Annotated in this window: 18 protein-coding genes and 1 pseudogene; 12 read left to right on the top strand and 7 right to left on the bottom strand. The window is 60.6% G+C overall.

All coding sequences use genetic code 11. The features are described 5' to 3' along the window. Nucleotides 1-68 precede the first annotated feature (68 nt). Nucleotides 69-1418, top strand: coding sequence for an MATE family efflux transporter (locus ACYZTW_RS04090; protein WP_462003845.1), 1350 nt, complete (start codon nt 69-71; stop codon nt 1416-1418). Here ACYZTW_RS04090 and ACYZTW_RS04085 read toward each other — a convergent pair. The 7 genes from ACYZTW_RS04085 to ACYZTW_RS04055 all read right to left on the bottom strand — a co-directional run bounded on the left by ACYZTW_RS04085 (nt 1412) and on the right by ACYZTW_RS04055 (nt 9076). Beyond that, nucleotides 1412-2287 (bottom strand): alpha/beta hydrolase, encoded by an 876-nt coding sequence (locus ACYZTW_RS04085; RefSeq protein WP_462003844.1) that lies wholly within the window; start codon nt 2285-2287, stop codon nt 1412-1414. The two genes, ACYZTW_RS04090 and ACYZTW_RS04085, sit on opposite strands and share 7 nt — an antisense overlap. Before the next feature lie 18 nt (nt 2288-2305). Then, entirely contained in the window at nt 2306-3088 is a 783-nt protein-coding gene (locus ACYZTW_RS04080; RefSeq protein WP_462003843.1) for a DUF4123 domain-containing protein, read from the bottom strand. After that, the gene (locus tag ACYZTW_RS04075; protein WP_462003842.1) at nt 3085-4428 is read right to left on the bottom strand and encodes a contractile injection system protein, VgrG/Pvc8 family; all 1344 of its coding nucleotides are present in this window, start codon (nt 4426-4428) and stop codon (nt 3085-3087) included. The genes ACYZTW_RS04080 and ACYZTW_RS04075 overlap by 4 nt, the downstream gene beginning before the upstream one ends. Before the next feature lie 233 nt (nt 4429-4661). Further along, nucleotides 4662-6575 (bottom strand): arginine decarboxylase, encoded by a 1914-nt coding sequence (speA, locus tag ACYZTW_RS04070; protein WP_462003841.1) that lies wholly within the window; start codon nt 6573-6575, stop codon nt 4662-4664. A 218-nt stretch (nt 6576-6793) separates the two neighbouring features. Next, on the bottom strand, nt 6794-7165 hold the full coding sequence (locus ACYZTW_RS04065; RefSeq protein ID WP_090176030.1) for a translation initiation factor Sui1: 372 nt from the start codon (nt 7163-7165) through the stop codon (nt 6794-6796). Between the two features lie 282 nt (nt 7166-7447). Next, a complete protein-coding gene (locus tag ACYZTW_RS04060; RefSeq protein ID WP_462003840.1) occupies nt 7448-8005 on the bottom strand; it encodes an NUDIX hydrolase in 558 nt (185 codons plus the stop codon). Nucleotides 8006-8008: 3 nt separating this feature from the next. Then, nucleotides 8009-9076, bottom strand: coding sequence for a DUF2333 family protein (locus tag ACYZTW_RS04055; RefSeq protein ID WP_462003839.1), 1068 nt, complete (start codon nt 9074-9076; stop codon nt 8009-8011). Nucleotides 9077-9363: 287 nt separating this feature from the next. On the opposite strand from ACYZTW_RS04055, the gene gcbA reads away from it, so the two are divergent. From gcbA to purH, 11 genes and pseudogenes are all read left to right on the top strand, one after another. Next, nucleotides 9364-11034 carry a diguanylate cyclase GcbA gene (gene gcbA, locus ACYZTW_RS04050; protein ID WP_462003838.1) on the top strand — a complete coding sequence of 557 codons (1671 nt, stop codon included), beginning with the start codon at nt 9364-9366 and terminating at the stop codon, nt 11032-11034. A gap of 1492 nt (nt 11035-12526) precedes the next feature. Further along, nucleotides 12527-13033 (top strand): annotated as a pseudogene (locus tag ACYZTW_RS04045) (methyl-accepting chemotaxis protein); the annotation flags it as partial. 160 nt (nt 13034-13193) lie between these two features. Beyond that, complete coding sequence (locus ACYZTW_RS04040; RefSeq protein WP_462003837.1) at nt 13194-14933, top strand: protein-disulfide reductase DsbD; 1740 nt, start codon at nt 13194-13196, stop codon at nt 14931-14933. Between the two features lie 131 nt (nt 14934-15064). Continuing rightward, nucleotides 15065-15517 (top strand): type II 3-dehydroquinate dehydratase, encoded by a 453-nt coding sequence (aroQ, locus tag ACYZTW_RS04035; RefSeq protein WP_129438831.1) that lies wholly within the window; start codon nt 15065-15067, stop codon nt 15515-15517. 46 nt (nt 15518-15563) lie between these two features. After that, entirely contained in the window at nt 15564-16031 is a 468-nt protein-coding gene (gene accB / locus ACYZTW_RS04030) for an acetyl-CoA carboxylase biotin carboxyl carrier protein (RefSeq protein WP_462003836.1), read from the top strand. Between the two features lie 17 nt (nt 16032-16048). Then, complete coding sequence (gene accC / locus ACYZTW_RS04025; protein ID WP_462003835.1) at nt 16049-17407, top strand: acetyl-CoA carboxylase biotin carboxylase subunit; 1359 nt, start codon at nt 16049-16051, stop codon at nt 17405-17407. Between the two features lie 305 nt (nt 17408-17712). Further along, a complete protein-coding gene (prmA, locus tag ACYZTW_RS04020; protein ID WP_462003834.1) occupies nt 17713-18591 on the top strand; it encodes a 50S ribosomal protein L11 methyltransferase in 879 nt (292 codons plus the stop codon). A 30-nt stretch (nt 18592-18621) separates the two neighbouring features. Continuing rightward, complete coding sequence (locus ACYZTW_RS04015) at nt 18622-19830, top strand: DUF3426 domain-containing protein (protein ID WP_462003833.1); 1209 nt, start codon at nt 18622-18624, stop codon at nt 19828-19830. 185 nt (nt 19831-20015) lie between these two features. Beyond that, nucleotides 20016-21026, top strand: coding sequence for a tRNA dihydrouridine synthase DusB (gene dusB, locus ACYZTW_RS04010; RefSeq protein WP_462003832.1), 1011 nt, complete (start codon nt 20016-20018; stop codon nt 21024-21026). Next, nucleotides 21023-21343, top strand: coding sequence for a DNA-binding transcriptional regulator Fis (gene fis / locus ACYZTW_RS04005; protein ID WP_007907419.1), 321 nt, complete (start codon nt 21023-21025; stop codon nt 21341-21343). The genes dusB and fis overlap by 4 nt, the downstream gene beginning before the upstream one ends. 81 nt (nt 21344-21424) lie before the next feature. Next, nucleotides 21425-23032, top strand: coding sequence for a bifunctional phosphoribosylaminoimidazolecarboxamide formyltransferase/IMP cyclohydrolase (gene purH / locus ACYZTW_RS04000; protein WP_462003831.1), 1608 nt, complete (start codon nt 21425-21427; stop codon nt 23030-23032). Nucleotides 23033-23159 lie beyond the last annotated feature (127 nt).

The following is a 23159-nucleotide window of genomic DNA, read 5'->3' as shown; positions in this document are numbered from 1 at the left end:
CGCTCCCACAATGAATCGCTGCGGATTCCAATGTGTCGCTACAATGCCCGCTCCCCCAAGGAGCCTGCATGTCCAACCTGATCGCCGACTGGCGCGACCGCCCTACCCATCATCGAGTCTGGGCACTCGCCGCGCCGATGATTCTCTCGAACATTTCCGTACCGCTGGTGGCGCTGGTCGACAGTACCGTCATCGGTCACTTGCCCCACGCCCATCAGTTGGGCGCCGTCGCGGTCGGCGCCAGCCTGTATACCTTTCTCGCCTGGGCCATGGGTTTTCTGCGCATGGGTTCCACCGGGTTCGCCGCACAGGCCGCCGGGCGTGGGGACGGCGCGGCGTTGCGGCAGATCTTGCTGCAGGGTCTGTTGTTGGCCATGGGCCTGGCCATTGTCCTGGGAGCACTGGGGGTGCCGTTGAGCGGGGTCGCGCTGCACTTCATGCAGCCGTCGGCGGAGCTGGATCAACTGACCCGCGAATTTTTCCACACGCGCCTGTTCGGTCTGCCGGCGGCGCTGGCCAGTTATGCGCTGGTCGGTTGGTTCCTCGGCACTCAGAACGCCCGGGCGCCGCTGGCCATTTTGCTCAGCACCAACCTGGTGAATATCGCGCTGAACCTGTGGTTCGTCCTCGGGCTGGATTGGGGCGTGGTCGGTGCGGCCCGAGCGTCGGTGATCGCAGAATGGACCGGTGCGCTGATCGGCCTTCTGATGACCCGCAACGCCCTGCGCGCCTATCCCGGCCACATCGCCTGGGCCGCGCTGGCGCTGTGGCAGAGCTGGCGGCCGCTATTGGCGGTCAACCGCGACATATTCATCCGCAGCCTGGCGCTGCAATCGGTGTTTTTCCTGATCACCGTGCAAGGCGCGCGACTGGGTGATGCCACCGTCGCCGCCAACGCGCTGCTGCTCAATGGTTTGCTGCTGACCGCCCATGCGCTGGACGGCCTGGCCCACGCCGTGGAAGCCCTGTGTGGGCATGCCATTGGTGCTCGCGATCGAGAGGCCCTGCGTCGCTCATTGGTGGTGGCCTGCGGTTGGTCGTTGCTGGCGAGCCTGGGCTTTGCCGTGCTGTTTCTGTTCGCCGGGCATCTGTTTATCGAGATGCAGACCAACATTCAGAGCGTGCGCGACACGGCGTTCATCTACCTGCCCTACCTCGCCGCACTGCCGCTGATCGCGGTCTGGAGTTACCTGCTCGACGGGCTGTTTATCGGCGCCACCCGTGCCCGGGAAATGCGCAACGGCATGCTGCTGACGGTGATTCTGCTACTGCCGTTCGCCTGGGCACTGCAAGGTTTGGGCAACCATGGGCTGTGGATAACCTTTCTGCTGTTCATGTTGCTGCGCAGCCTGACCCTCGGCGCGTTCGCCTGGTATCTGCACAAAAGCGACGGCTGGTTCGCAGGCAAAGCTCACTGAGTCGGCGTGGCATTGACGAAGGCCGTGACCACATCCAGCACCGGAGCCAAACCGCGCATGGGCCGCGACAGCGTCGCCACCAGCGTGGCGTGGCTGGTGCGCGAGAAATACAGGTCCTGCACCGGCACGCCCGCCTCGCGCAGTTTGCGTGCCAGGCCTCCGGTGTTGCGGGCCGGGTTGACCCGCTCATCGTCGCTCGCAGCAATCAACAAGGCCGGTGGCGCGCCGCGACTGACATGATTGATCGGCTGCGACCGGGGTGGTGAATCCGGCCAGAAAAACACCGGGCGCACATCCGGATTTTTGATCGGCAGAAAATCATAAGGCCCGGCCAGGCCGATCCAGCCGCTGAGGTTGTGCGGCGACAGGCCTACCGCCCCCAGTAACCCAGGATCCAGCGCCAGCATCGCGACGTTGTAAGCCCCGGAACTGTGGCCCATCAGGTACAACCGCTGCGGATTCCCGGAATATTGACGAATGTGTTCATGGGTCCAGGCCACGGCCCGGGCGCCATCTTCAAGGAACAGCGGATAACGCACCTGCGGATACAACCGATAGTCCGCCAGCACCGCCACAATTCCCCGGGACGCCAGGGCCTCGCCGACAAAAGCGTAATCGCTGCGTGAACCGCTGTTCCAGCTGCCGCCGTAGAAAAACACCACCACCGGGGCGTTTTCCATGGGATGGCGCGGCACATAGACATCGAGTTTTTGCCGCGGATCAGCGCCATAGGTAATGCCCTCGGTCTTGTCGTAGGTTGCATCGGGGGTCAGCGCATTGAGCAACTTCAGCGGCGAGCACGCCGTCATCACGGCCAGCAATACGCCGCCGGTTATCAAGCTGAACAACCGCCGCGTGGTACTCGCCATCGATGTCGAACCTCGTGTTCAGGGTTGATCGCTCTGCCACCGGTTGCGCAGGCTATCGAGACGCTCCTGCTGGGTGAGTCCCGGCAACGCGTGCCCAAGCAAAGCGCCGGGGTACTGCAAGCGTAGCCATAACCAGTCATCGAGTACCGGGCGCTCGGTAAAATCCAGCGCCAGCCCTTCCTGCACGTGGGACCACAGCGTGTTGTAATCAGTCCCGGTGGATCGACTCCAGTGCCAGGCATGCTGCTCCAGCAGGCAGGTTTGCAGTTTTTCCTGCTGACGAGGACTGAGGTTTTCTTCAACCGCCAAGGGGCTGACGCAAAGCCCCGGATTGACCAACTGCTGCCAGCCTTGACTGCCTATCGCGCGGTCGGCCCACGTACCGCCGAACCAGCGCAAATGGCTGACAGGACCCAGCCAGCGACTCAGTTCCTGCGCATCGCAGGCATCAAACAAGTAACTGGCCGTGTGTGGGTTGTAGTAACTCAACAAGGCTCGATGATGCACACCGAAAGTGACCGTGAGCATGCGGCGCAAATGCTCCAGCAACTGCGACGACGACACCTCGCTGGCCATCAGCAAGCCACGCCAGAGGGGCACTTCGCTGTCACACAAACCGGCCAGCGCAGGGCAAGTCCGAAGGTCGACAAGGGCCGGGCCGTGTTCACGCAGCGCATGCCACTCAGTGCCTTCGAACAGCCAGAACCACCGGGCATGCGCAAACTGCTGTTGCAGCATCGCCCCCGCCTGTGGCGCACCCGGTATATCCAGCAATAGCCATTGCGGGGTCTCGGCGATCATGCCGCACCGCTCTGGCCAAACTGCATCGCCGCCCGGCAGGTGCAGAGGGCCTGCGTGCAATGGTTGAAACTGCCGCCACCGGGCAGCAGACATAGCAACATCAATGGCTCGCTCGATCGCAGAAGCCCCAGCAAGCCCCCGACATCATCTGCCGCGGACGTAGGCGGCGGGCTGTCCTCCTCAGCGTCTTCAACGGACGCAGGGGTGTGAAGAAACCCAGTAATCAGCGGCTGATCCGGATCCCCCTCGATAAAGCTCACCACCACTTCGGCCCCCTCACTCAACTGCGTGACTGCCGCGTCACCCAGTTCAGCGGCCAACGGCAGCCAACAGTGGCTGGGCGCTGCACCCTCGCCCTGATAGAGCCAGTCAAATTGCACGGCCACCGGCCTGGACGGATCGGGGCATGACTCATCAATGTCGACCACCCAGGCCCGTTGCAGGCTGTGCATCCTGGGTTTCACTGCGCAATGAGGCGATACAAAAGGCACCTGCCAGTGAATCGCGCGGATCTGGTTGCTGTAGGACGCCGTTAAATCCTGGCTGCCCTGATGCTCAACGTGGGTCAGCAGCCAGAGATGATTCCAGTCGGCAATCGGATGGCCGGACAGCGGCATCAACTGACCGCTGCGCAGCGCCGTCAGGTCCGTCCGACCTTCGGCAATCGGCGCGGTTCGTTGCCCCTCCCGGGCAGTATCAGCGCAGCCCAGAAGCTTGAACTCACGTACCGCTGATTGTTCGCTCTCGACCTGAAAGAGCGCATTTTCGCCGAGGCGAAAATGACCCTGCCCCTCACCAAAAACCACGCAATGCCCGCGCGCGCCGTGTTCGAAATGGTAGTGAAGCCGTTCCTGAGCACACAGACGCTGGATAAATTGCAGATCCGATTCCCGGTACTGCGTACAGAAATCACGGGGCGGGTAATCGCCACTCAGCTCGAAGCGCCGATTCTTGCCGGCAATCCCGTGTTCCTTGAGCACCTGACTGAGGATTTGCGGCACCGAGCGCGCGCTGAAAATTCGCTGGCTCAAGCGCAGGGAAAGGCACGCCAGCTTCGGCCCCAGACGTACGCGGCAGAGCCTGACAGCCGGGTCATGATCACGCTGGACGAGTTCATGTAATTGTCCGTGAAAGCCGTTTCCCGCAGGCCCGACATGCAGAAAGGCCGGACGGTACAGCAGGCTTGCAAGGTCGAGTGTCGGGTCATCGATCAGCAGATCCACGTCGAACACAAAAGGCTCGCTGATGGCTTCACTACCGGTAAACGCCAAGACCTCAAAGGGGTCGGGCAGACCCTCTACATCCAGACGAAATGACGGCTCGTTGACTGGATCGAACATCGGCGATTCTCTACAGGAGGGGCGGCCGGGGATTCTCTCCGAGAGAGTTGGCCGAGTAGAGTGCCGAAGTACAACTTAGGAAATGACCTACGCGAAAAGAAGACCACATCGCTTGGATGGCCAAGAATGTGAGTCATTTCGCTGGAAATCAGGGAGGCATCCCACCAAGTCATCTGAAATTTCCGCAGCGTGCGGAACATTTTCAGACAACCTGATGAGAGCGGTGCCTTACCTCAAGAAGACAGGTAAGACGAACGGGTCAGGCCCAGACGCAGAGCGTCAAGGAACTGGGTACGCTCGGCAGCAGTGATGCGCGCACTGGCGCATTTGTCGCGGTAGTGGGTCATCAACTCTTCCGGCGACAAGTGCACGTAACGCAGCATGTCTTCAATGGTGTCGTGGGTTTCGATACCCGCGTGGTACACGCTGCCGTCAGCGTTCTGGTAGATGTTCACCGAGTCGGTGTCACCGAACAGGTTGTGCATGTCGCCGAGGATTTCCTGGTAGGCGCCGACCAGGAAGATACCCAGCAGGTAGTCTTCACCGTCGTTCAAACCGTGAACCGGCAGGCTGGTTTCGATGCTCTGCTCGTCAACGTATTGCTTGATCTTGCCGTCGGAGTCGCAAGTCAGATCTTGCAGCACGGCACGGCGCAGCGGCTCTTCGTCGAGACGGTGCAGCGGCAGGATCGGCAACACCTGGCCGATGGCCCAGGTGTCCGGCAGGCTCTGGAATACCGAGAAGTTGCAGATGTACTTGTCGGCCAGTTTGTCGTTGAGTTCGTCGAGCACCTGACGGTGCGAACGCTGACGCGCCTTCAACGAGTTGTGCAGGCGACGGCACACGGCGAAGTAGCATTGCTCGGCCAGGGCTTTCTCGGCCAGGGTCAGCTTGCCATCGGCGTACTGGGTCGCGATGTCGCTCATGTAGTGAGTGGCCCGCCAGTAGGTTTCGGTGACCATCTCAATGTCGGTCGGGCCCAGCAGGTCAACCAGCCACTGCACGGTTTCCGGCAGTTCTTCCTTGTTCTCGATCTGCGGCACGTCGTCGTTGTGTTTCTCGACGTCGGTCACTTGCACCACCAGCATGGCGTGGTGAGCGGTCAGGGAGCGGCCGCTTTCGGAGAAGATGTTCGGGTGCGGGAGGCTCTGCGCGTCGCAGAATTCCTTGAGCATCCCGACCACAACACCGGCGTAATCGTCCATGTCGTAGTTGATCGAACTGGCATTGCGCGAGTGCGTACCGTCGTAGTCCACGCCCAAACCGCCGCCGACGTCGATGTGGTCAACCGGCAGGCCGAGGTTGCGCAGTTCGCCGTAGTAACGAATCGCTTCCTTGAAGCCGTGCTGGTAGTCCGCCAGGTTGGCGATCTGCGAGCCCATGTGGAAGTGCAGCAGGCGAATGCCCTGATCCAGGCCTGCGGCGCGGAAACGCTCGACCACCGACAGCAGTTGCGCCGCCGACAGACCGAACTTGGATTTCTCGCCGCCAGTGTCGGCCCACTTGCTCGACGCCAGGGACGACAGACGCACGCGCAGACCAACTTGTGGCTTGACCTTCAACGAGGCGGCTTCTTCGATCACCAGCCCGACTTCGGATTCTTTCTCGATCACGATGAACACGTTGTGGCCGAGCTTTTGGCCCATCAGCGCCAGACGAATGAACTCGCGATCCTTGTAGCCGTTGCAGACGATGGTGCCGCCCTTCGGCGCCAGGGCCAGCACGGCCAGCAGCTCAGGCTTGGAGCCGGCTTCCAGGCCGATGGACACGTCTTGGGTGGCAATGATGTTCTCGATCACCGCTTCTTGCTGGTTCACCTTGATCGGGTACAGCGCGGTGTACTTGCTCTGGTATTCCAGACGCTCGATGTTGGCGTCGAAGGCGCCGGTCAGCTGACGCACGCGGTCTTGCAGGATATCCGGGAAACGCACCAGCAGTGGCAAGGACAGGCCGCTTTTGCGCAGCTGGTCAACTTGCTCGAAGAGGTCGATAGGCGAACTGGTCGGACCGTTCGGACGAACTTCGACGCGACCGGCGTCATTGATCGCGAAGTACCCGGCCCCCCAATGGCGAATCCCGTAAACACTGCGGCTGTCCGCAACTGTCCATTGGCTGCCATCGTCTTTGCGTGTGCGTCGTACGGACATTGAAGTCCCCTATAAAGAAGTCATAGAGCGTCGCCTGGGTTCAGGCCGGCGCAGTCTAAAGAATGAAAATGACGGTTCGTCAACGAGGGGATAGACCTCGCTGACCGCAGTGAGTTTAGAAACCGGTCAGAACAGGCTCTGTGAAAACCATGTAGACGACGCCAGACCTGAATCGGATCAGGGCAGGATCAAGCCGAGGGTGGTTTTCACAGAGGCTGCTAGCCGCCGGACTTCTTCGCCTTGAAACCGAGTTTGATCAGTTCGGCCAAGAGTAGCTCGACATGATCGCCCTGGATTTCAATGATTCCGTCTTTCAACGCACCACCGGTCCCGCAACGTTTCTTCAACGTGGTCGCCAGGTCCTTGAGTGCGTCTTCGGCCAACGGCACGCCGGTGATGGTGGTCACCGTCTTGCCGCCACGCCCCTTGCTTTCGCGACGCACGCGAGCAATGCCGTCGCCGGCCGGGATAACGGTCTGTTTGCAGATGCAGGCATCCACCGGTTTACTGCAATCCGGGCAATGACGACCTGCGTCGGTGGAAAATACCAGGCCACCAAGGGCGGCGAAGGATGCGGCTTTTTTGGCCACCGGCAATCCTCTTGGGAGGACAAAGACTGGTCGCGGCAACTTGGGCAAGTGCCATCGACCGCGAAGCCCCACTCAGGCAGGGGCAGCGCTACTGAAACGGAAAACCCTGTGTAGGAGCTGACGAGTGCAACGAGGCTGCGATCTTTTGATTTTGACTCAAAAGCAAAGTCAAAAGATCGCAGCCTGCGGCAGCTCCTACAAAAAGCAATGCCGGTTCAGTTTGAAAAGGTCGCGCAGTGTAACGGCAAAAAGCCGACTTGCTAAGAGCCAATCGGCGCCAATTTATGCCTCTTTTGCGACGTCCGACCCACGGGCCCGGAGATACCGCTTCAACGCAGCCAGAGAGTCCGGGCAATAAGGCTTTTGCTGGATTTCCAGCAGGACCTGATCGATGGGGATGAAACGCGCTTCCAGCACCTCTTCCGGTTGCAGGATCAACGGACCGTCCCACACCGCCGAAAAAGCCGAACACCAGAGTCGATTGCCGGTGTCTTCGAAGAAAAAGTGATCATGGGCAGTCAGTTCCACACCGCTCACGCCCAGCTCTTCTTCCAGCTCGCGGGCAGCCGATTCGGCGTAGGTTTCGGTCGCTAGCACCATGCCCCCCGCCGCCACGTCCCAGAAACCTGGATAAATGGCTTTGCTCAGCGTGCGTCGATGCACGCAGAGCTCACCGGCAGAATTGAACAGCATGATGTAAGTGCCGCGCCCGATCAGCCCGCGTTCACGCAGGTCGGAGCGGACCAGGGCGCCGAGCAGGTTGTCCTGCTCGTCGACCCAAGCGATCTGTTCGGCATCCGAGGCCGCGCGGTGCGCGACCTCTCTGGCGCTATTGACCATGACTCAGCCCTGATTGAGCAATTGACGCAAATCGATCACTGCGGCGTTGGCCCGGGAGATGTAGTTGGCCATGACCAGCGAGTGGTTGGCCAGCACCCCGAAACCGCTGCCATTAAGGATCATAGGACTCCAGACCGGTTCCTGCGAGGCTTCCAGTTCACGAATGATCTGACGCACGCTGACCGTGGCATTCTTCTTGGCCAGCACATCGGCGAAGTCGACTTCGATGGCGCGCAACAGATGGGACAAGGCCCAGGCCTGACCGCGAGCTTCGTAGAACACGTTGTCGATCTGCATCCACGGGGTTTCGACGATTTCTTCGTCAACCTGCGGCACCTGACCCGGTGCGACGACTTCGGTTTTCAGCGAGGTGTTGAGCTTGACCCGGCCAACGCTGGCCGACAGCCGTTGCGACAGCGAACCCAGACGGGTGCCCACATCGCCCAGCCAGTTGTTCAGGTTGTCGGCGCGGGCATAGAACAGCGCGTTTTTCTGCGACGGATCGGAAAGGCGCGCCTGATAACGGCTCAGGGAATTGATGCCTTCCTGGTACTCGGACTCACTGGATGGCAGCACCCAGCTTTTATTGTCGAAGTTGAAACGCGGCTCGGCCTTGGCCAGATCGGAGTCTTCGGCAGATTGCGATTGCGAGCGGGCGAAGTCTTTACGCAAGGCACGCGTCAAGTCACGGACCTGGACCAGCACGCCATATTCCCAGCTCGGCGTGTTATCCATCCACAGGCCCGGCGGGAAACGGTCGTTGGAAATATAGCCACCCGGTTTGGTCAGCAAAGTACCGGCGACGGTCTTGAGGGTTTCGACCGTGGTGTAGCCGATGACCATTTGCTTGCCTTCTTTCTCGGCGGCCATCTGGGCATTCTGCTGAACCGGAAACAGCGCAGGTTCCTGGCTCCAGTACCAGCCCAGCGCAATAGCCACCAGCAAGTACAGGCCAATCAGGGTGGCCAGCGCCCGGCTGAACAACAGGCCACCCAAGTAACTGCGGGTGGCCGATTTCGGTTCAGCGGCACGTTCAGGGGCGCTGCCCGCGCGGTTCTTCCAGTCCAGCATGGCGATATCCTTTCAATCACTTGAGTTCATCGGTTCGACCACAACCCTATCTCATCGTGCCTCGTTTGCCGCGCATTAAATCCTGCGCAAACACTAACCCGCACAAGGGCTACAATCGAGGGCCACTATAAATGAAGCACAGCGTTGATCCTATGCGACCAGTCGGTCAGTAACTGAATCAGGTCGCTTTGCAGTTAATTGACGTACGACACTCATGCGATTGAAAAGAGGTGCTAGCATAGAGCCACCAGTCGATCTCAGCATGCACCCTAACTAGTAGTCAGGATATGACCGAGCCAGAAGACCCCAGCCGTGAGCGCCTCAAGCACCACTTTGCCCAGCGGGTAATTCATCAGGCACGTCAAATTCTTGAGATATGGCAGCGCCTGCAATGCAGCGAGTGGTCCACCACCGACTTATCGGAACTGAGCGAGGCCAATCTGCGCCTGCTGCGTTTCGCCGAGCGCTTTGAACAACCTGAACACACCCAGCTGGCGCGCCACATCGGTCAGTCGCTGGAGGCGGTCGACGCCAATCGCGGACGCCTGAGCAGCGGACTGATCACTGACCTCAATCGTTTGATGCAGCGCCTGTCGCGCACCGGTCTGCGCCACGGCGACCAACTCGAACAAACCTTCCTGCCGCCGCTGCGCAAGCCGATCTACGTGATGTTGCAGGATTACGACCGCGCTGAACGTCTGGCCAAGCAGCTGGAGTTTTTCGGGCTCAGCGCGCAAGCCCTCGACAGCGTTGCGGCGTTCCGCTCTTCGATGGTCGAGCGCTTGCCCGCGGCGATCGTCATGGACGTGGACTTCAGTGGTGCCGGCATCGGCCTGAAGCTGGCCGCCGAAGCCCAGGAAGGCCTCGATCATCAATTACCGCTGTTGTTCTTCAGCCTGAACGAAACCGATACCCCGACCCGTCTCGCCGCCGTGCGTGCCGGTGGCCAGGAATTCCTGACCGGCACCCTCGAAGCCTCGAGCCTGCTGGAGAAAATCGAAGTCCTGACCTGCGTCGCCCAGTACGAACCCTATAAAGTGCTGATCATCGACGATTCCCGCGCCCAGGCCTTGCACACCGAGCGCCTGCTCAATAGCGCCGGGATTGTCACGCGGACCTTGATCGAGCCGATCCAGGCCATGGCCGAACTCGCGGACTTCCAGCCAGACCTGATCATCCTCGACATGTACATGCCGGCCTGCACCGGTACTGAACTGGCCAAAGTGATCCGCCACAACGACCGTTACGTCAGCGTGCCGATCATTTACCTGTCGGCCGAAGACGATCTGGACAAGCAGCTCGACGCCATGAGCGAGGGCGGCGACGACTTCCTGACCAAACCGATCAAGCCCCGGCACCTGATCACCACCGTGCGCAACCGCGCAGCGCGAGCACGCAATTTGAAAGCGCGGATGGTCCGCGACAGCCTCACCGGGCTGTACAACCACACCCACATTCTGCAATTGCTCGAAGACTGCAGCTTCCGCGCCCGCCGCGAAAACAAGCCGCTGAGCTTTGCGATGCTCGACATCGACCACTTCAAACGGGTCAACGACAGCCACGGCCACCCCATGGGCGATCGGGTGATCAAGAGCCTGGCGCTGTTTCTGAAGCAACGCTTGCGCAAGACCGATTTCATCGGTCGTTACGGCGGTGAAGAATTCGCCATCGTCATGCCGGACACCGATCTCGAATCGGCCCACAAAGTGCTCGACGAAATCCGTCGACGCTTTGCCGAGATTCACTACCCGGCTCAACCCCAGGACCTCTGGTGTACGTTCAGCGCCGGGGTGGTGGAACTGTGTGAAAACTCCGACAGCCTGATGATGGCCAGCCAGGCAGACGAAGCGCTGTACCGCGCGAAAGACGCTGGACGCAACCGCGTGCAGGCCGCGCGAACATCAAAGCAAAGTGCCACCTTTTCATCGGAATCGACCGATTCGGTCATAACCCTGTAACACAAACGCAATAACTTTAGGCACTTACCATTCTGCCGTTGGTAGACCCGCGATGCGCCTGAAGCTGCTGACCAATCTCAATACCCTCCTTTTAGTCGCCGTGTGCGTGGCCCTTGGCGCCACGCTTTGGTGGTCGCAAAAAGCCCTGGAGCGCCCGTATCTATTGATGGAGCGTTACTTGGGCTTGTCCCAGCAATTTCAAAATGAAGTCGCGCGCAACATCGAGGACTACCTCGCCAGCGGCGATGCCCTGCGCCTGAGCAGCGCCAGTCAGGCCATCGACAGCCTGCAAAAGGAACTCGGCGAGTTGCCACCGGCATTGGCCGACACCTTGCGCCCGAGCCTGTCGAACCTCGAAGAGTTCAGCAAAACTGACCTGCTGGCCGCTGGTAAACTGGCCGGCGATCCGCAAGCACTGTTGCTGCAAGCCGAGCGGGAACTCGGTGCCAGCCTCGATCAGCTCAGCCAATACGCCAGCGCTAACGCCGCGTACCTGACGCCGTTGCTCGCCGCCTCCCAGCACTTGGGCAAATTGTCTCTGGCGCGGGACAAACTGGTCAGCAGCGGCCGCAGCGAATTGGCCGCCGATGTCGAGCGTGAAGTCGCCAACATCCGCACTGAGGCTGAGTTGCTGGGAGCCTTGCCGCTGCTCGGTGTAGCCAGTAGCAGCGAATCCGGCACCGATGATTTCGCCGCGATGATGGGCTTGGAGAACACCGAAAAAGCTGTTGCCGAAGATGCGGGCGTCGGCCTCAAGCGTGAACTGAACAGCCTCCTCACTCGCTACCCGGCTGAACTGGCGCGCACACGTGAGCAGATCCAGAAACGCACCGACCTCAGCGCCGCCACTCACCTGAAAATCGCCGCTGTGCAGCAGGCCATTGCCGGGCTGGAGCCGGTGGTTCGCGCCCAGCACGGTCAGATCCAGGGCGAAGTGCGGCTGATGCAAGGGGTGATGATCGGCCTGATCCTGTTGATCGCGTTGCTCATCGATACCCTGCAACGACGCCTGGCCCGAACCCTGACCAACCTCGCGCCGGCCCTCTCGACCTGGGCCGAGGGCGATTTCAGCCGGGACATTGAATTGGGCGCGACCAATCGCGAACTGCATGACATTCAAGCTTCGCTCAATCGCTTGCGCGCCTATCTGGTCGACCTGGTCGGGACCATTCGCCTCAACGCCGAACAGGTCGCCGGTAGCAGCCGAACCCTGGCCGAGTTGAGCAACGACCTGCACAGCGGCGCCGAACATCAGGCCGGCGACACGGCGCTGATCCGCGACTCTCTTGGTGAGCTGGAAGCGACCATTCAACAGGTTGCCGGCGATGCCAGCCAGGCGGCCGACGCCAGCCGCCATGCCGGATTGGCGGTAGAGCACGGCCAGAAAGTCATCGGTTTGAGCCTCACCGGGCTCCACGCGCTGGTCGGCGAAGTGCAAGGCAACGCGCAGATGATCGAACACCTGGCCGAAGAGTCGGCGACCATCGGCGGCGTGCTGACAGTGATCCGTTCGATTGCCGACCAGACCAACCTGCTGGCCCTGAACGCCGCCATCGAAGCGGCTCGTGCCGGAGAAATGGGCCGGGGGTTTGCGGTGGTGGCCGAAGAAGTTCGCTCACTGGCACAACGCACCGCCGGTGCCACCGCAGAGATCCAGACCTTGATCGCGGGTTTGCAAACCGCGGCGCGACAATCGGTGGAAGGCATGCGCGCCCAAGTCGAACACGCCGAAGCCACTGCCAATCAGGCCCAGGCCGCCGACGGCGCACTGGATAAAATCGTCGGCGCGATCCAGACCATTTCCGACACCGCCGTGCGCATCGCCGATGTCACCGCCCAGCAGAGCGGCGCCGTCAGCGAAATCCGCGATCACAGTGAGCGGATTCACCAATTGGGTGGGGATAATTTGCTGCGCATTGGCGAAGGACGCGTGCAGGGGGAGAATTTGCTGGTGTTGGGTGGGCGATTGCATACAGCCGTCCAAGCCTTCCGCGTCTGATAGATCACCTTCGCGAGCAGGCTCGCTCCCACAGGGGTACGCATTCCATTGTGGGAGCGAGCCTGCTCGCGAAGGCGTCAGAACAATCACCACAGGTCTCGCCCTGCACACCCCGCGACTGTCCGCTATCATGCCCTCACTTTCGATACGCGAGATTGTCATGCGCCGTTTGCTCTGCCTGCTGTTTTTAGTGCTCGCCCTGCCGGCCACCGCCGCCGGGTTGCTGGACAGTCGGCCCAGTTCGACGTTGGGCTCGATCAACAACAGCGCCGACTTCCTGCCGGTGCGCGAAGCTTTTCAGTTGAGTCTGGTAGAAAGCACACCGCAATCGATCAAGCTGCGTTTCGTCGCCACCGAGGGCTACTACCTCTACCGACACCGCTTTCAGTTTCGCGCCGATCCCGCCGATGTTGGCCTGGGCGCCGCGCAACTGCCCAAGGGCGAACAGAAGCACGATGAGTACTTCGGCGATGTCGAGGTCTACCACGGCATTCTCGAAGTCGAACTGCCGCGCACCGATCAACGAGCGTTCACGCTGGCGGTTACGTATCAGGGTTGCGCCGACAAAGGGCTGTGTTATCCACCCGAGACCGAGCGCCTGAGTATAGATGGCAGCGCAGGCGCGACACCCGCCTGGAGCTGGCGCGAACTGGCGCTGTTCTTCCTCGCAGGCCTGGGCCTGACGTTCACACCGTGTGTGCTGCCGATGCTGCCGATCCTGTCCGGCGTGGTGTTGCGCGGTCAGGTGGGTGGTTTGCGCGGCTTCAATCTGTCCCTCGCTTATGTGCTGCCAATGGCCGCCTGCTTCGCCCTGCTCGGGGCGTTGATGGGGATGTTCGGCGCACAGCTCAATCTTCAGGCGCGACTGCAATCGGCGTGGGTGCTGGTGCCATTCGCGATGTTTTTTGCGCTGTTTGCCTTGGCGATGTTTGGCGTCTTCGAACTCAAGCTGCCTCACGCTATCAGCAGTCGGCTGGATCGGATCGCCGGTCGCACCGAAGGCGGCTCGTTGTGGGGCGCCGCCGTGCTGGGTGTGGTTTCCAGCCTGCTGGTGTCACCCTGCGTCTCGGCGCCGCTGGCCGGCGCGCTGCTGTACATCAGCGCCAGCGGCGATGCATTGGGCGGCGGTCTGAAATTGTTCATGCTCGGCCTTGGCATGGGCGCCCCGCTGCTGCTGGTTGCCACCGGTGGCGCCGCCTGGCTGCCGAAAAGCGGCCCCTGGCTGATCTATGTGAAAAACGCGATTGGCGTTTTGTTGCTGGGGCTGGCGATCGGTCTGCTCAGTCGAGTACTGCCGGGCCAGATCACGCTGCTGCTGATCGGCTTGCTGGCCGGTGGCGTCGGGTTGTTCATGGGTGCGCTGGAGTTCGTCTACAAACCGCCGAGAAAACGCCTGGCCCAATTGCTTGGGATGTTCCTGCTGTTTTATGCGCTGGCGTGTTGGTACGGAGCGTTCAGCGGTCAGACCGACCCGCTCAATCCGATTGGCCAGCCGCGCACGGTTGCCGGCAACCAGCAGCCGCAAAACACCAGCGCCTGGCAAACCGTCAGCACTCCGGCAGACCTGGACCGCGTCCTCGCCGAAGCCAAATCATCGGGCACCCCGCTGCTGCTCGACTGGTACGCCGACTGGTGCATCAGCTGCAAAGTCATCGAACATGAAGTGCTCAACGACACCAAAGTCGTCGAACGCCTCAAAGGCTATCGACTGATCCGCTTCGATATCACCGCCAGCAACGCCGAGCAACGTGCCCTGCTCGACCGCTACAAACTGTTCGGCCCGCCAGCGCTGATGTTTTTCGGCAAGGACGGCGTCGAACGCGCCGATGTGCGGGTGATCGGCGAGATCAACGCCACCGACTTCGCCGAACGTGTTGCGAAAGCAAATGACCGGATTTAACAACCCGGTCACATATTTCGCGCAAACATCGGCCATCGTGCTGGCTATTGCATAGAACTGGACAGTCACAAAGGCTTTGCGGCATAGTCGCCGGGTTCTGACAATTGCACACAGATCACAAGGAACAGCAGATGGCGACGCTACTGGTTCTGCACGGACCCAACCTGAACATGCTCGGCACCCGTGAACCGGGCACTTATGGCGCTACGACACTGGCGCAGATCAACCAGGACCTGGAACGCCGCGCCCGTGAAGCCGGCCACCATTTGCTGCACCTGCAAAGCAACGCCGAGTACGAATTGATCGACCGCATCCACGCTGCCCGCAGCGAAGGTGTGGACTTCATTCTGATCAACCCAGCAGCTTTTACGCACACAAGTGTCGCATTACGTGACGCGCTGCTGGCGGTGAGCATCCCATTCATCGAAGTGCATTTGTCTAACGTGCACAAACGCGAACCTTTCCGCCATCACTCTTACTTCTCCGACGTAGCGGTGGGAGTGATCTGCGGCCTTGGCGCCAGCGGTTATCGACTGGCCCTGGAGGCCGCACTAGAGCTGCTTGAAAGACAGGCAACGGCTTGAACAACAAGCGTAACGCCCCTGACCGACCCTTGGGAGTTGATGATTCATGGATATCCGTAAAGTTAAGAAACTGATCGAACTGCTGGAAGAGTCCGGCATCGACGAGCTCGAGATCAAGGAAGGCGAAGAGTCCGTACGCATCAGCCGTCACAGCAAGACCCCGGCTCAGCAGTACTACGCACCGGCTCCAATGCATGCTCCGGCGCCTGCGCCTGCGCCTGTTGCTGCTGCCCCGGTTGCCGCTGCCGCTCCTGCGGCTCCCGCTGCGCCAGTGCTGAACGGCAACGTTGCCCGTTCGCCTATGGTCGGCACCTTCTATCGCAAGTCTTCGCCATCCTCGCCGTCCTTCGCTGAAGTCGGCCAGACCGTGAAGAAAGGCGACACCCTGTGCATCGTCGAAGCCATGAAGATGATGAACCACATCGAAGCTGAAACCAGCGGTGTGATCGAATCTATCCTCGTCGAAGACGGCCAGCCGGTTGAGTACGACCAACCGCTGTTCACCATCGTTTGAACCGCGGAGAGACTTTGATGACTGCGAAGTTGGAAAAAGTTCTGATCGCCAACCGCGGTGAGATCGCCCTGCGGATTCTGCGTGCCTGCAAAGAGATGGGCATCAAGACTGTCGCCGTTTACTCCAAGGCCGACAAAGAGCTGATGCACCTGGGTCTGGCAGACGAATCCGTCTGCATCGGCCCGGCCTCGGCCGCGCATTCTTACCTGCACATCCCGGCAATCATCGCCGCAGCTGAAGTGACCGGCGCTACCGCCATTCACCCAGGCTACGGTTTCCTTGCGGAAAACGCTGATTTCGCTGAACAGGTCGAGAACTCCGGCTTCGCGTTCATTGGCCCGAAAGCCGACACCATTCGCCTGATGGGCGACAAGGTATCGGCCAAGCACGCCATGATCGCTGCTGGCGTTCCAACCGTTCCGGGTTCCGACGGCCCGCTGCCTGAAGACGAAGAAACCGCTCTGCGCATCGGTCGCGAAGTCGGTTACCCGGTGATCATCAAAGCCGCTGGCGGCGGTGGTGGTCGCGGCATGCGCGTTGTGCATAAAGAAGAAGACCTGATCTCCTTTGCCAAACTGACCCGCACCGAAGCTGGCGCGGCGTTCGGCAACCCGATGGTCTATCTGGAAAAATTCCTGACCAACCCACGTCACGTGGAAGTTCAGGTCCTTTCCGACGGCCAGGGCCACGCCATCCATCTGGGCGACCGCGACTGCTCGCTGCAACGTCGTCACCAGAAGGTTCTCGAAGAAGCGCCGGCACCGGGCATCGACGAGAAGGCACGGGCTGAAGTCCTCGCACGCTGCGTCAAGGCTTGCATCGACATCAACTACCGTGGCGCGGGTACTTTCGAGTTCCTGTACGAGAACGGCGCGTTCTATTTCATCGAAATGAACACCCGCGTTCAGGTTGAGCACCCGGTTTCGGAAATGGTCACCGGCATCGACATCGTCAAGGAGATGCTCAGCATCGCCGCTGGCAACAAGCTGTCGTACACCCAGGATGACGTCGTCATCCGCGGTCACGCGCTGGAATGCCGGATCAACGCCGAAGACCCGAAAACCTTCATGCCAAGCCCAGGCACGGTCAAGCATTTCCACGCACCAGGCGGCAACGGCGTTCGCGTCGATTCGCACCTGTACAGTGGCTATGCCGTTCCGCCGAACTACGATTCGTTGATCGGCAAGCTGATCACCTACGGCGCAACCCGTGACGAAGCCATGGCGCGCATGCGCAATGCGCTGGACGAAATCGTTGTCGACGGGATCAAGACCAACATCCCGCTGCACCGCGATCTGGTCCGCGATGAAGGCTTCTGCAAAGGTGGAGTCAACATCCACTACCTGGAACACAAGCTGGCTGGCGAAAAGCACTAAGCTTTAGCCCGAACAACAAAGCCGCCTTCGGGCGGCTTTGTTGTTTCTGGAGGTTTCAGCCGATCAACTGCCATGCCCCCTTGTGGGAGCGAGCCTGCTCGCGAAGGCGGTGGTTCAGTCAACATCGATGCTGAATGTCCCACCCTCTTCGCGAGCAGGCTCGCTCCCACAGGGTTCGATGTCATTCAGGAACTGCGCGGTGAATGCAGCTCAAGCGACTCCCACAAACCCTCCGAGCTCGCGTAAACTTGCGCGCTTCTCGCAGCCCGCTAGGCTGCAATCAATATTTTTCAAAGGTGCCCGCCATGCCTTGGCTGCAAGTCCGTCTCGCCATCAGCCCAGAACAAGCCGAAACCTACGAAGACGCTTTCCTTGAAGTGGGCGCTGTATCGGTGACCTTCATGGACGCCGAAGATCAACCGATCTTCGAGCCGGAACTCAACACCACCCCGCTGTGGTCGCACACGCACCTGCTGGCGCTGTTCGAAGGTGGCACCGAAGCCGCCACCGTGCTGGCCCACCTTGAGTTGCTGACCGGCAGCCCGCTGCCCGAGTATCACAGCGAAGTCATCGAAGACCAGGATTGGGAACGTAGCTGGATGGACGGTTTCCAGCCGATGCGTTTCGGTCAGCGCCTGTGGATCGTCCCAAGCTGGCACGCTGCACCCGAGCCTGACGCCGTGAACCTGCTGCTGGATCCAGGCCTGGCGTTCGGCACCGGCACTCACCCGACTACCGCGCTGTGCCTGGAATGGCTCGATGGCCAAGACCTGAAGGACTGCAACGTGCTGGACTTCGGCTGCGGTTCGGGGATTCTGGCGATTGCCGCCCTGCTGCTGGGCGCCAAGGAAGCCGTCGGTACCGATATCGACGTACAAGCCCTGGAAGCCTCCCGCGATAACGCCGGGCGCAACAACATTGCCGAAGCACTCTTCCCGCTGTATCTGCCGGAAGATCTGCCGCAGGTTCAGGCCGACGTGCTGGTGGCCAACATTCTTGCCGGCCCGCTGGTTTCCCTGGCGCCGCAATTGTCCAGCCTGGTCAAATCCGGTGGTCGCTTGGCGCTGTCGGGCATCCTCGCGGAGCAAGGTGAAGATGTCGCCAAAGCTTACGCCCAGGACTTCGATCTGGACCCGATCGCCAATCGCGATGGCTGGGTGCGCATCACTGGCCGTCGGCGCTAGAATGAGCGCCTGCATAAACCGGATCGCCGCATGACCGACAGCTTCGTCACCCAGTGCCCGCATTGCCAAACCAGCTTCCGTGTCAGCCATGCTCAGTTGAGCGTGGCCCGCGGAGTGGTTCGTTGCGGCTCGTGCTTGCAGGTGTTCAACGCCGCCAAGCAGTTGCTCGAGCAACGGGCCGGCAAAGACGCGATCACGCCGGTCGCCCCGGCCATCGTCGAACCGCCGGAGCCGCGAGCCATCAGCCAAAAGCAATGGACCGCCGCCGAGCTGGATCTGGACAGTCTGGACCTGGACGAAGAGCTCGCCCGCCTCGAACAACGGGAGATCCAGCCGACCACGGAATTCGGCCGGCCCCGCGAAGACAACCTGAGTGCCAGCCGGGATACCGTCGAGCACGAAGAAACGCCGTGGCCCGACAGCCTGTTCAGCGAATCGGCCGCCGATCGTGCGCAGACCGCTGAAACCGACTTGCCGGAGCTGGAACTCGATCCGAGCAAATACTCGCGTACCGAACCTTCGCTGTCCCTGGAACCGGTGGAACTGGACGACGAGTCTCTGCCGCCACAGCTGCGCCTGCACGACCCGCTCGATGCCCCGATGCATCACGAACGCCTGTCGGCGACCGATGAAATCGACGACGATCTGCCCTCGATCGAGCCCTTGCGCAAAAAGCGTGAGCCGGCTGTTCGCGCTGAAGCCCTGCAAGACCTGACCGATGACCCATTGCAACTGGACTGGCAAAAACGCCGCTCGCCCTGGGGTCGCCGATTTTTCTGGCTGCTGCTGATCCTGCTCGGCGCCGCCGCACTCGCCGGCCAGTACATTGCTTACCATTTCGACGAGCTGGCGCGCCAGGATCAGTACCGTCCGTGGTTCCAGCAACTGTGCCCGCAAATCGGCTGCACCGTACCGTCCAAAGTCGACATCGCCAAAATCAAAAGCAGCAACCTGGTGGTCCGCAGTCACCCGGACTTCAACGGTGCACTGGTGGTCGACGCGATCATCTACAACCGCGCGCCCTTCTCACAGCCTTTCCCGCTGCTGGAGTTGCGTTTTGCCGACCTCAACGGCCACCTGATCGCCAGCCGTCGCTTCAAACCCGGCGAGTACCTCAACGGCGATCTCGAAGGGATGGCGGAAATGCCTCCGCAAACGCCGATCCACATCGCACTGGATATCCTCGATCCAGGCTCCAAAGCGGTGAATTACAGCCTGAGCTTCCATTCGCCCGAGTGAAACGGTTCAGTGTTACGGCTTTGACGGCATATTTCTGACTTTGACCGCTCATACCAAACCGCTGGCGATAACAGAATAACTGTTCAGATTTTGTTCAATTCAGCCTTTATCCAGTCATCGAGAGCGGGTATCATGCCAACCCTTTTTCGAACTCTCATGATCCGACCCCACAACAGGGAAGTCCTATGTCGGCGGTACGCATCGGTCCTTACACATTGCACAACGGCTTGATTCTCGCCCCGATGGCGGGGGTCACAGACCAACCCTTTCGTCAGCTGTGCAAGCGACTGGGCGCAGGACTTGTAGTCTCGGAAATGGTCACCAGCGACATGAGCTTGTGGAACACCCGCAAATCGCGGATGCGCATGATCCACGAAGGTGATCCCGAGCCCCGCTCGGTACAGATCGCCGGTGGTGATGCACAGATGCTGGCGGATGCGGCCCGGGCCAACGTTGAACTGGGCGCACAAATTATTGATATCAACATGGGCTGTCCGGCGAAAAAGGTCTGCAACAAGGCCGCCGGGTCCGCGCTGTTGAAGGATGAAGCACTGGTGACCGAGATCCTGCAGGCCGTAGTGGCTGCGGTTGATGTGCCGGTCACCCTGAAGATCCGCACCGGCTGGGACCGGGACAACAAGAACGGCCTGACCGTGGCGAAGATCGCCGAGCAGGCAGGCATTACGGCGTTGGCGGTTCATGGCCGCACCCGTGCCGATCTGTACACCGGCGAAGCCGAATACGACACCATTGCCGCAATCAAGCAGGCCGTGTCGATTCCGATCTTTGCCAATGGCGATATCGATTCGCCAGAGAAGGCCCGGTACGTGCTCGATGCGACCGGTGCCGATGGCCTGCTGGTAGGCCGGGCCGCCCAGGGGCGGCCATGGATTTTTCGTGAGATCGATCATTTTCTGCGCACCGGCGAGAAACTCCCGGCACTGGAACTGATCGAGGTGGAACGCATTCTGCTAGAGCATCTGGCTGCGCTGCACGTCTTCTATGGAGACGTCATGGGCGTACGCATTGCTCGAAAGCATGTGGGCTGGTATCTCGCAACCTTGCCGGGCGCCAGGGAGTTTCGCGCCCACTTCAATCGTTTGGAAGATACGGAAGCACAATGCGCCAACGTTCAGGGCTTCTTCGCCGGACGTTACAAGAGCCTGACAGGGGACGAAGACGAGGTGGCCGCATGACGATGATGACCGAGACTTTAGTGAGTGGAACAACACCCGTGAGCGACAACGTGAATTTGAAACAGCACCTCAACACGCCGAGCGAAGAAGGTCAGACCCTTCGCGGGAGTGTCGAGAAGGCGCTGCACAATTATTTCGCCCACCTTGAGGGCGCTGCCGTCACGGATGTGTACAACCTGGTGCTCTCCGAAGTCGAGGCCCCCCTGCTCGAGTGCGTGATGAACTACGTCAAGGGCAACCAGACCAAGGCCAGCGAGCTGCTCGGGCTGAACCGAGGCACGCTGCGCAAGAAACTCAAGCAGTACGATTTGCTGTAAGCATTCAATCAAACCAGAAAGGCGCCCGCGTAAAAACGGTCGCCTTTTTTGCTGACTCCTTTGCTTTTGATGGAAATTGAAATGACCGACCAGACTACCCGCCTGCCGATCCGCCGCGCCTTGATCAGCGTTTCCGACAAGACCGGGATCCTCGAATTCGCCAAAGAGCTTGAAGCCCTGGGCGTCGAGATCCTCTCCACCGGCGGAACGTTCAAGCTGCTGCGCGACAACGGTGTTGCCGCAGTGGAAGTCGCGGATTACACCGGTTTCGCAGAAATGATGGACGGCCGGGTCAAGACCCTGCACCCGAAAATCCACGGCGGGATCCTCGGTCGTCGCGGTATCGACGACGCCATCATGAATGAGCACGGCATCAAGCCGATCGACCTGGTAGCGGTCAACCTCTACCCGTTCGAAGCCACCATCAACAAACCAGGCTGCGACCTGCCGACCGCCATCGAGAACATCGATATCGGCGGCCCGACCATGGTTCGTTCGGCTGCAAAAAACCACAAAGACGTGGCCATCGTGGTGAATGCCAGCGACTACGCCAACGTCCTCGAAAGCCTCAAGGCCGGCGGCCTGACCTACGCTCAGCGTTTCGACCTGATGCTCAAGGCCTTCGAACACACCGCCGCCTATGACGGCATGATCGCCAACTACATGGGCACCGTAAACCAGGCCGCTGACACCCTCAGCACCGAAGGTCGCAGCGAATTCCCGCGCACCTTCAACAGCCAGTTCGTCAAGGCTCAGGAAATGCGCTACGGCGAGAACCCGCACCAGAGCGCGGCGTTCTACGTGGAAGCCAAGCCTGCCGAAGTGGGTATCGCCACCGCCACCCAACTGCAAGGCAAAGAGCTGTCGTACAACAACGTGGCCGACACCGACGCCGCGCTGGAATGCGTGAAGAGCTTCGTCAAACCGGCCTGCGTGATCGTCAAGCACGCCAACCCGTGCGGCGTTGCCGTCAGCCCGGACGCCGAAGGCGGTATCCGCCAGGCTTACGAACTGGCCTACGCCACCGACACCGAGTCGGCGTTCGGCGGCATCATCGCCTTCAACCGCGAGCTGGATGCTGAAACCGCCAAGGCCATCGTCGAGCGTCAGTTCGTCGAAGTGATCATCGCCCCGTCCGTCAGCGCAGAAGCTCGCGCCATCGTGGCGGCAAAAGCCAACGTGCGCCTGCTGGCCTGCGGCGAGTGGTCGGCTGATCGCGCTGCTGCGTGGGACTACAAACGCGTCAACGGTGGCCTGCTGGTGCAGAGCCGCGACATCGGCATGATCGGTGCCGACGACCTGAAAGTCGTGACCAAACGCGCCCCGACCGAACAAGAGATCCACGATCTGATCTTCGCCTGGAAAGTCGCCAAATACGTTAAGTCCAACGCCATCGTCTACGCCAAGAACCGTCAGACCATCGGTGTCGGCGCTGGCCAGATGAGCCGTGTGAACTCCGCGCGCATTGCTGCGATCAAGGCTGAGCACGCTGGTTTGCAGGTGCAAGGTGCGGTCATGGCATCGGATGCATTCTTCCCGTTCCGCGACGGCATCGACAACGCGGCAAAGGTTGGTATCACTGCGGTGATCCAACCAGGCGGCTCGATGCGCGATAACGAAGTGATTGCTGCCGCTGATGAAGCGGGTATCGCCATGGTCTTTACTGGCATGCGCCACTTCCGTCACTAAGTACGACGATCAACTGTGGGAGCGAGCCTGCTCGCGAATGCAATTTGCCAGTGACGTTGATGTTGACTGACACACCGCTTTCGCGAGCAGGCTCGCTCCCACAGAAAAGCATCTCTGCGGTGCTCCA

Source organism: Pseudomonas sp. LB3P25, from assembly GCF_054897985.1.
Note: the sequence above shows the minus strand (reverse complement) of the source record. Positions and strands in the feature narration are given on the sequence as shown.

Coding starts and splice junctions, on each gene's coding strand:
- prmA (WP_462003834.1), top strand. CDS start 17,713: ATGCCTTGGCTGCAAGTCCGTCTCGCCATCAGCCCAGAACAAGCCGAA.
- fis (WP_007907419.1), top strand. CDS start 21,023: ATGACGATGATGACCGAGACTTTAGTGAGTGGAACAACACCCGTGAGC.
- gcbA (WP_462003838.1), top strand. CDS start 9,364: ATGACCGAGCCAGAAGACCCCAGCCGTGAGCGCCTCAAGCACCACTTT.
- ACYZTW_RS04080 (WP_462003843.1), bottom strand. CDS start 3,088: ATGATCGCCGAGACCCCGCAATGGCTATTGCTGGATATACCGGGTGCG.
- aroQ (WP_129438831.1), top strand. CDS start 15,065: ATGGCGACGCTACTGGTTCTGCACGGACCCAACCTGAACATGCTCGGC.
- accC (WP_462003835.1), top strand. CDS start 16,049: ATGACTGCGAAGTTGGAAAAAGTTCTGATCGCCAACCGCGGTGAGATC.
- ACYZTW_RS04015 (WP_462003833.1), top strand. CDS start 18,622: ATGACCGACAGCTTCGTCACCCAGTGCCCGCATTGCCAAACCAGCTTC.
- speA (WP_462003841.1), bottom strand. CDS start 6,575: ATGTCCGTACGACGCACACGCAAAGACGATGGCAGCCAATGGACAGTT.
- ACYZTW_RS04075 (WP_462003842.1), bottom strand. CDS start 4,428: ATGTTCGATCCAGTCAACGAGCCGTCATTTCGTCTGGATGTAGAGGGT.
- accB (WP_462003836.1), top strand. CDS start 15,564: ATGGATATCCGTAAAGTTAAGAAACTGATCGAACTGCTGGAAGAGTCC.
- ACYZTW_RS04055 (WP_462003839.1), bottom strand. CDS start 9,076: ATGCTGGACTGGAAGAACCGCGCGGGCAGCGCCCCTGAACGTGCCGCT.
- dusB (WP_462003832.1), top strand. CDS start 20,016: ATGTCGGCGGTACGCATCGGTCCTTACACATTGCACAACGGCTTGATT.
- ACYZTW_RS04060 (WP_462003840.1), bottom strand. CDS start 8,005: ATGGTCAATAGCGCCAGAGAGGTCGCGCACCGCGCGGCCTCGGATGCC.
- purH (WP_462003831.1), top strand. CDS start 21,425: ATGACCGACCAGACTACCCGCCTGCCGATCCGCCGCGCCTTGATCAGC.
- ACYZTW_RS04040 (WP_462003837.1), top strand. CDS start 13,194: ATGCGCCGTTTGCTCTGCCTGCTGTTTTTAGTGCTCGCCCTGCCGGCC.
- ACYZTW_RS04090 (WP_462003845.1), top strand. CDS start 69: ATGTCCAACCTGATCGCCGACTGGCGCGACCGCCCTACCCATCATCGA.
- ACYZTW_RS04085 (WP_462003844.1), bottom strand. CDS start 2,287: ATGGCGAGTACCACGCGGCGGTTGTTCAGCTTGATAACCGGCGGCGTA.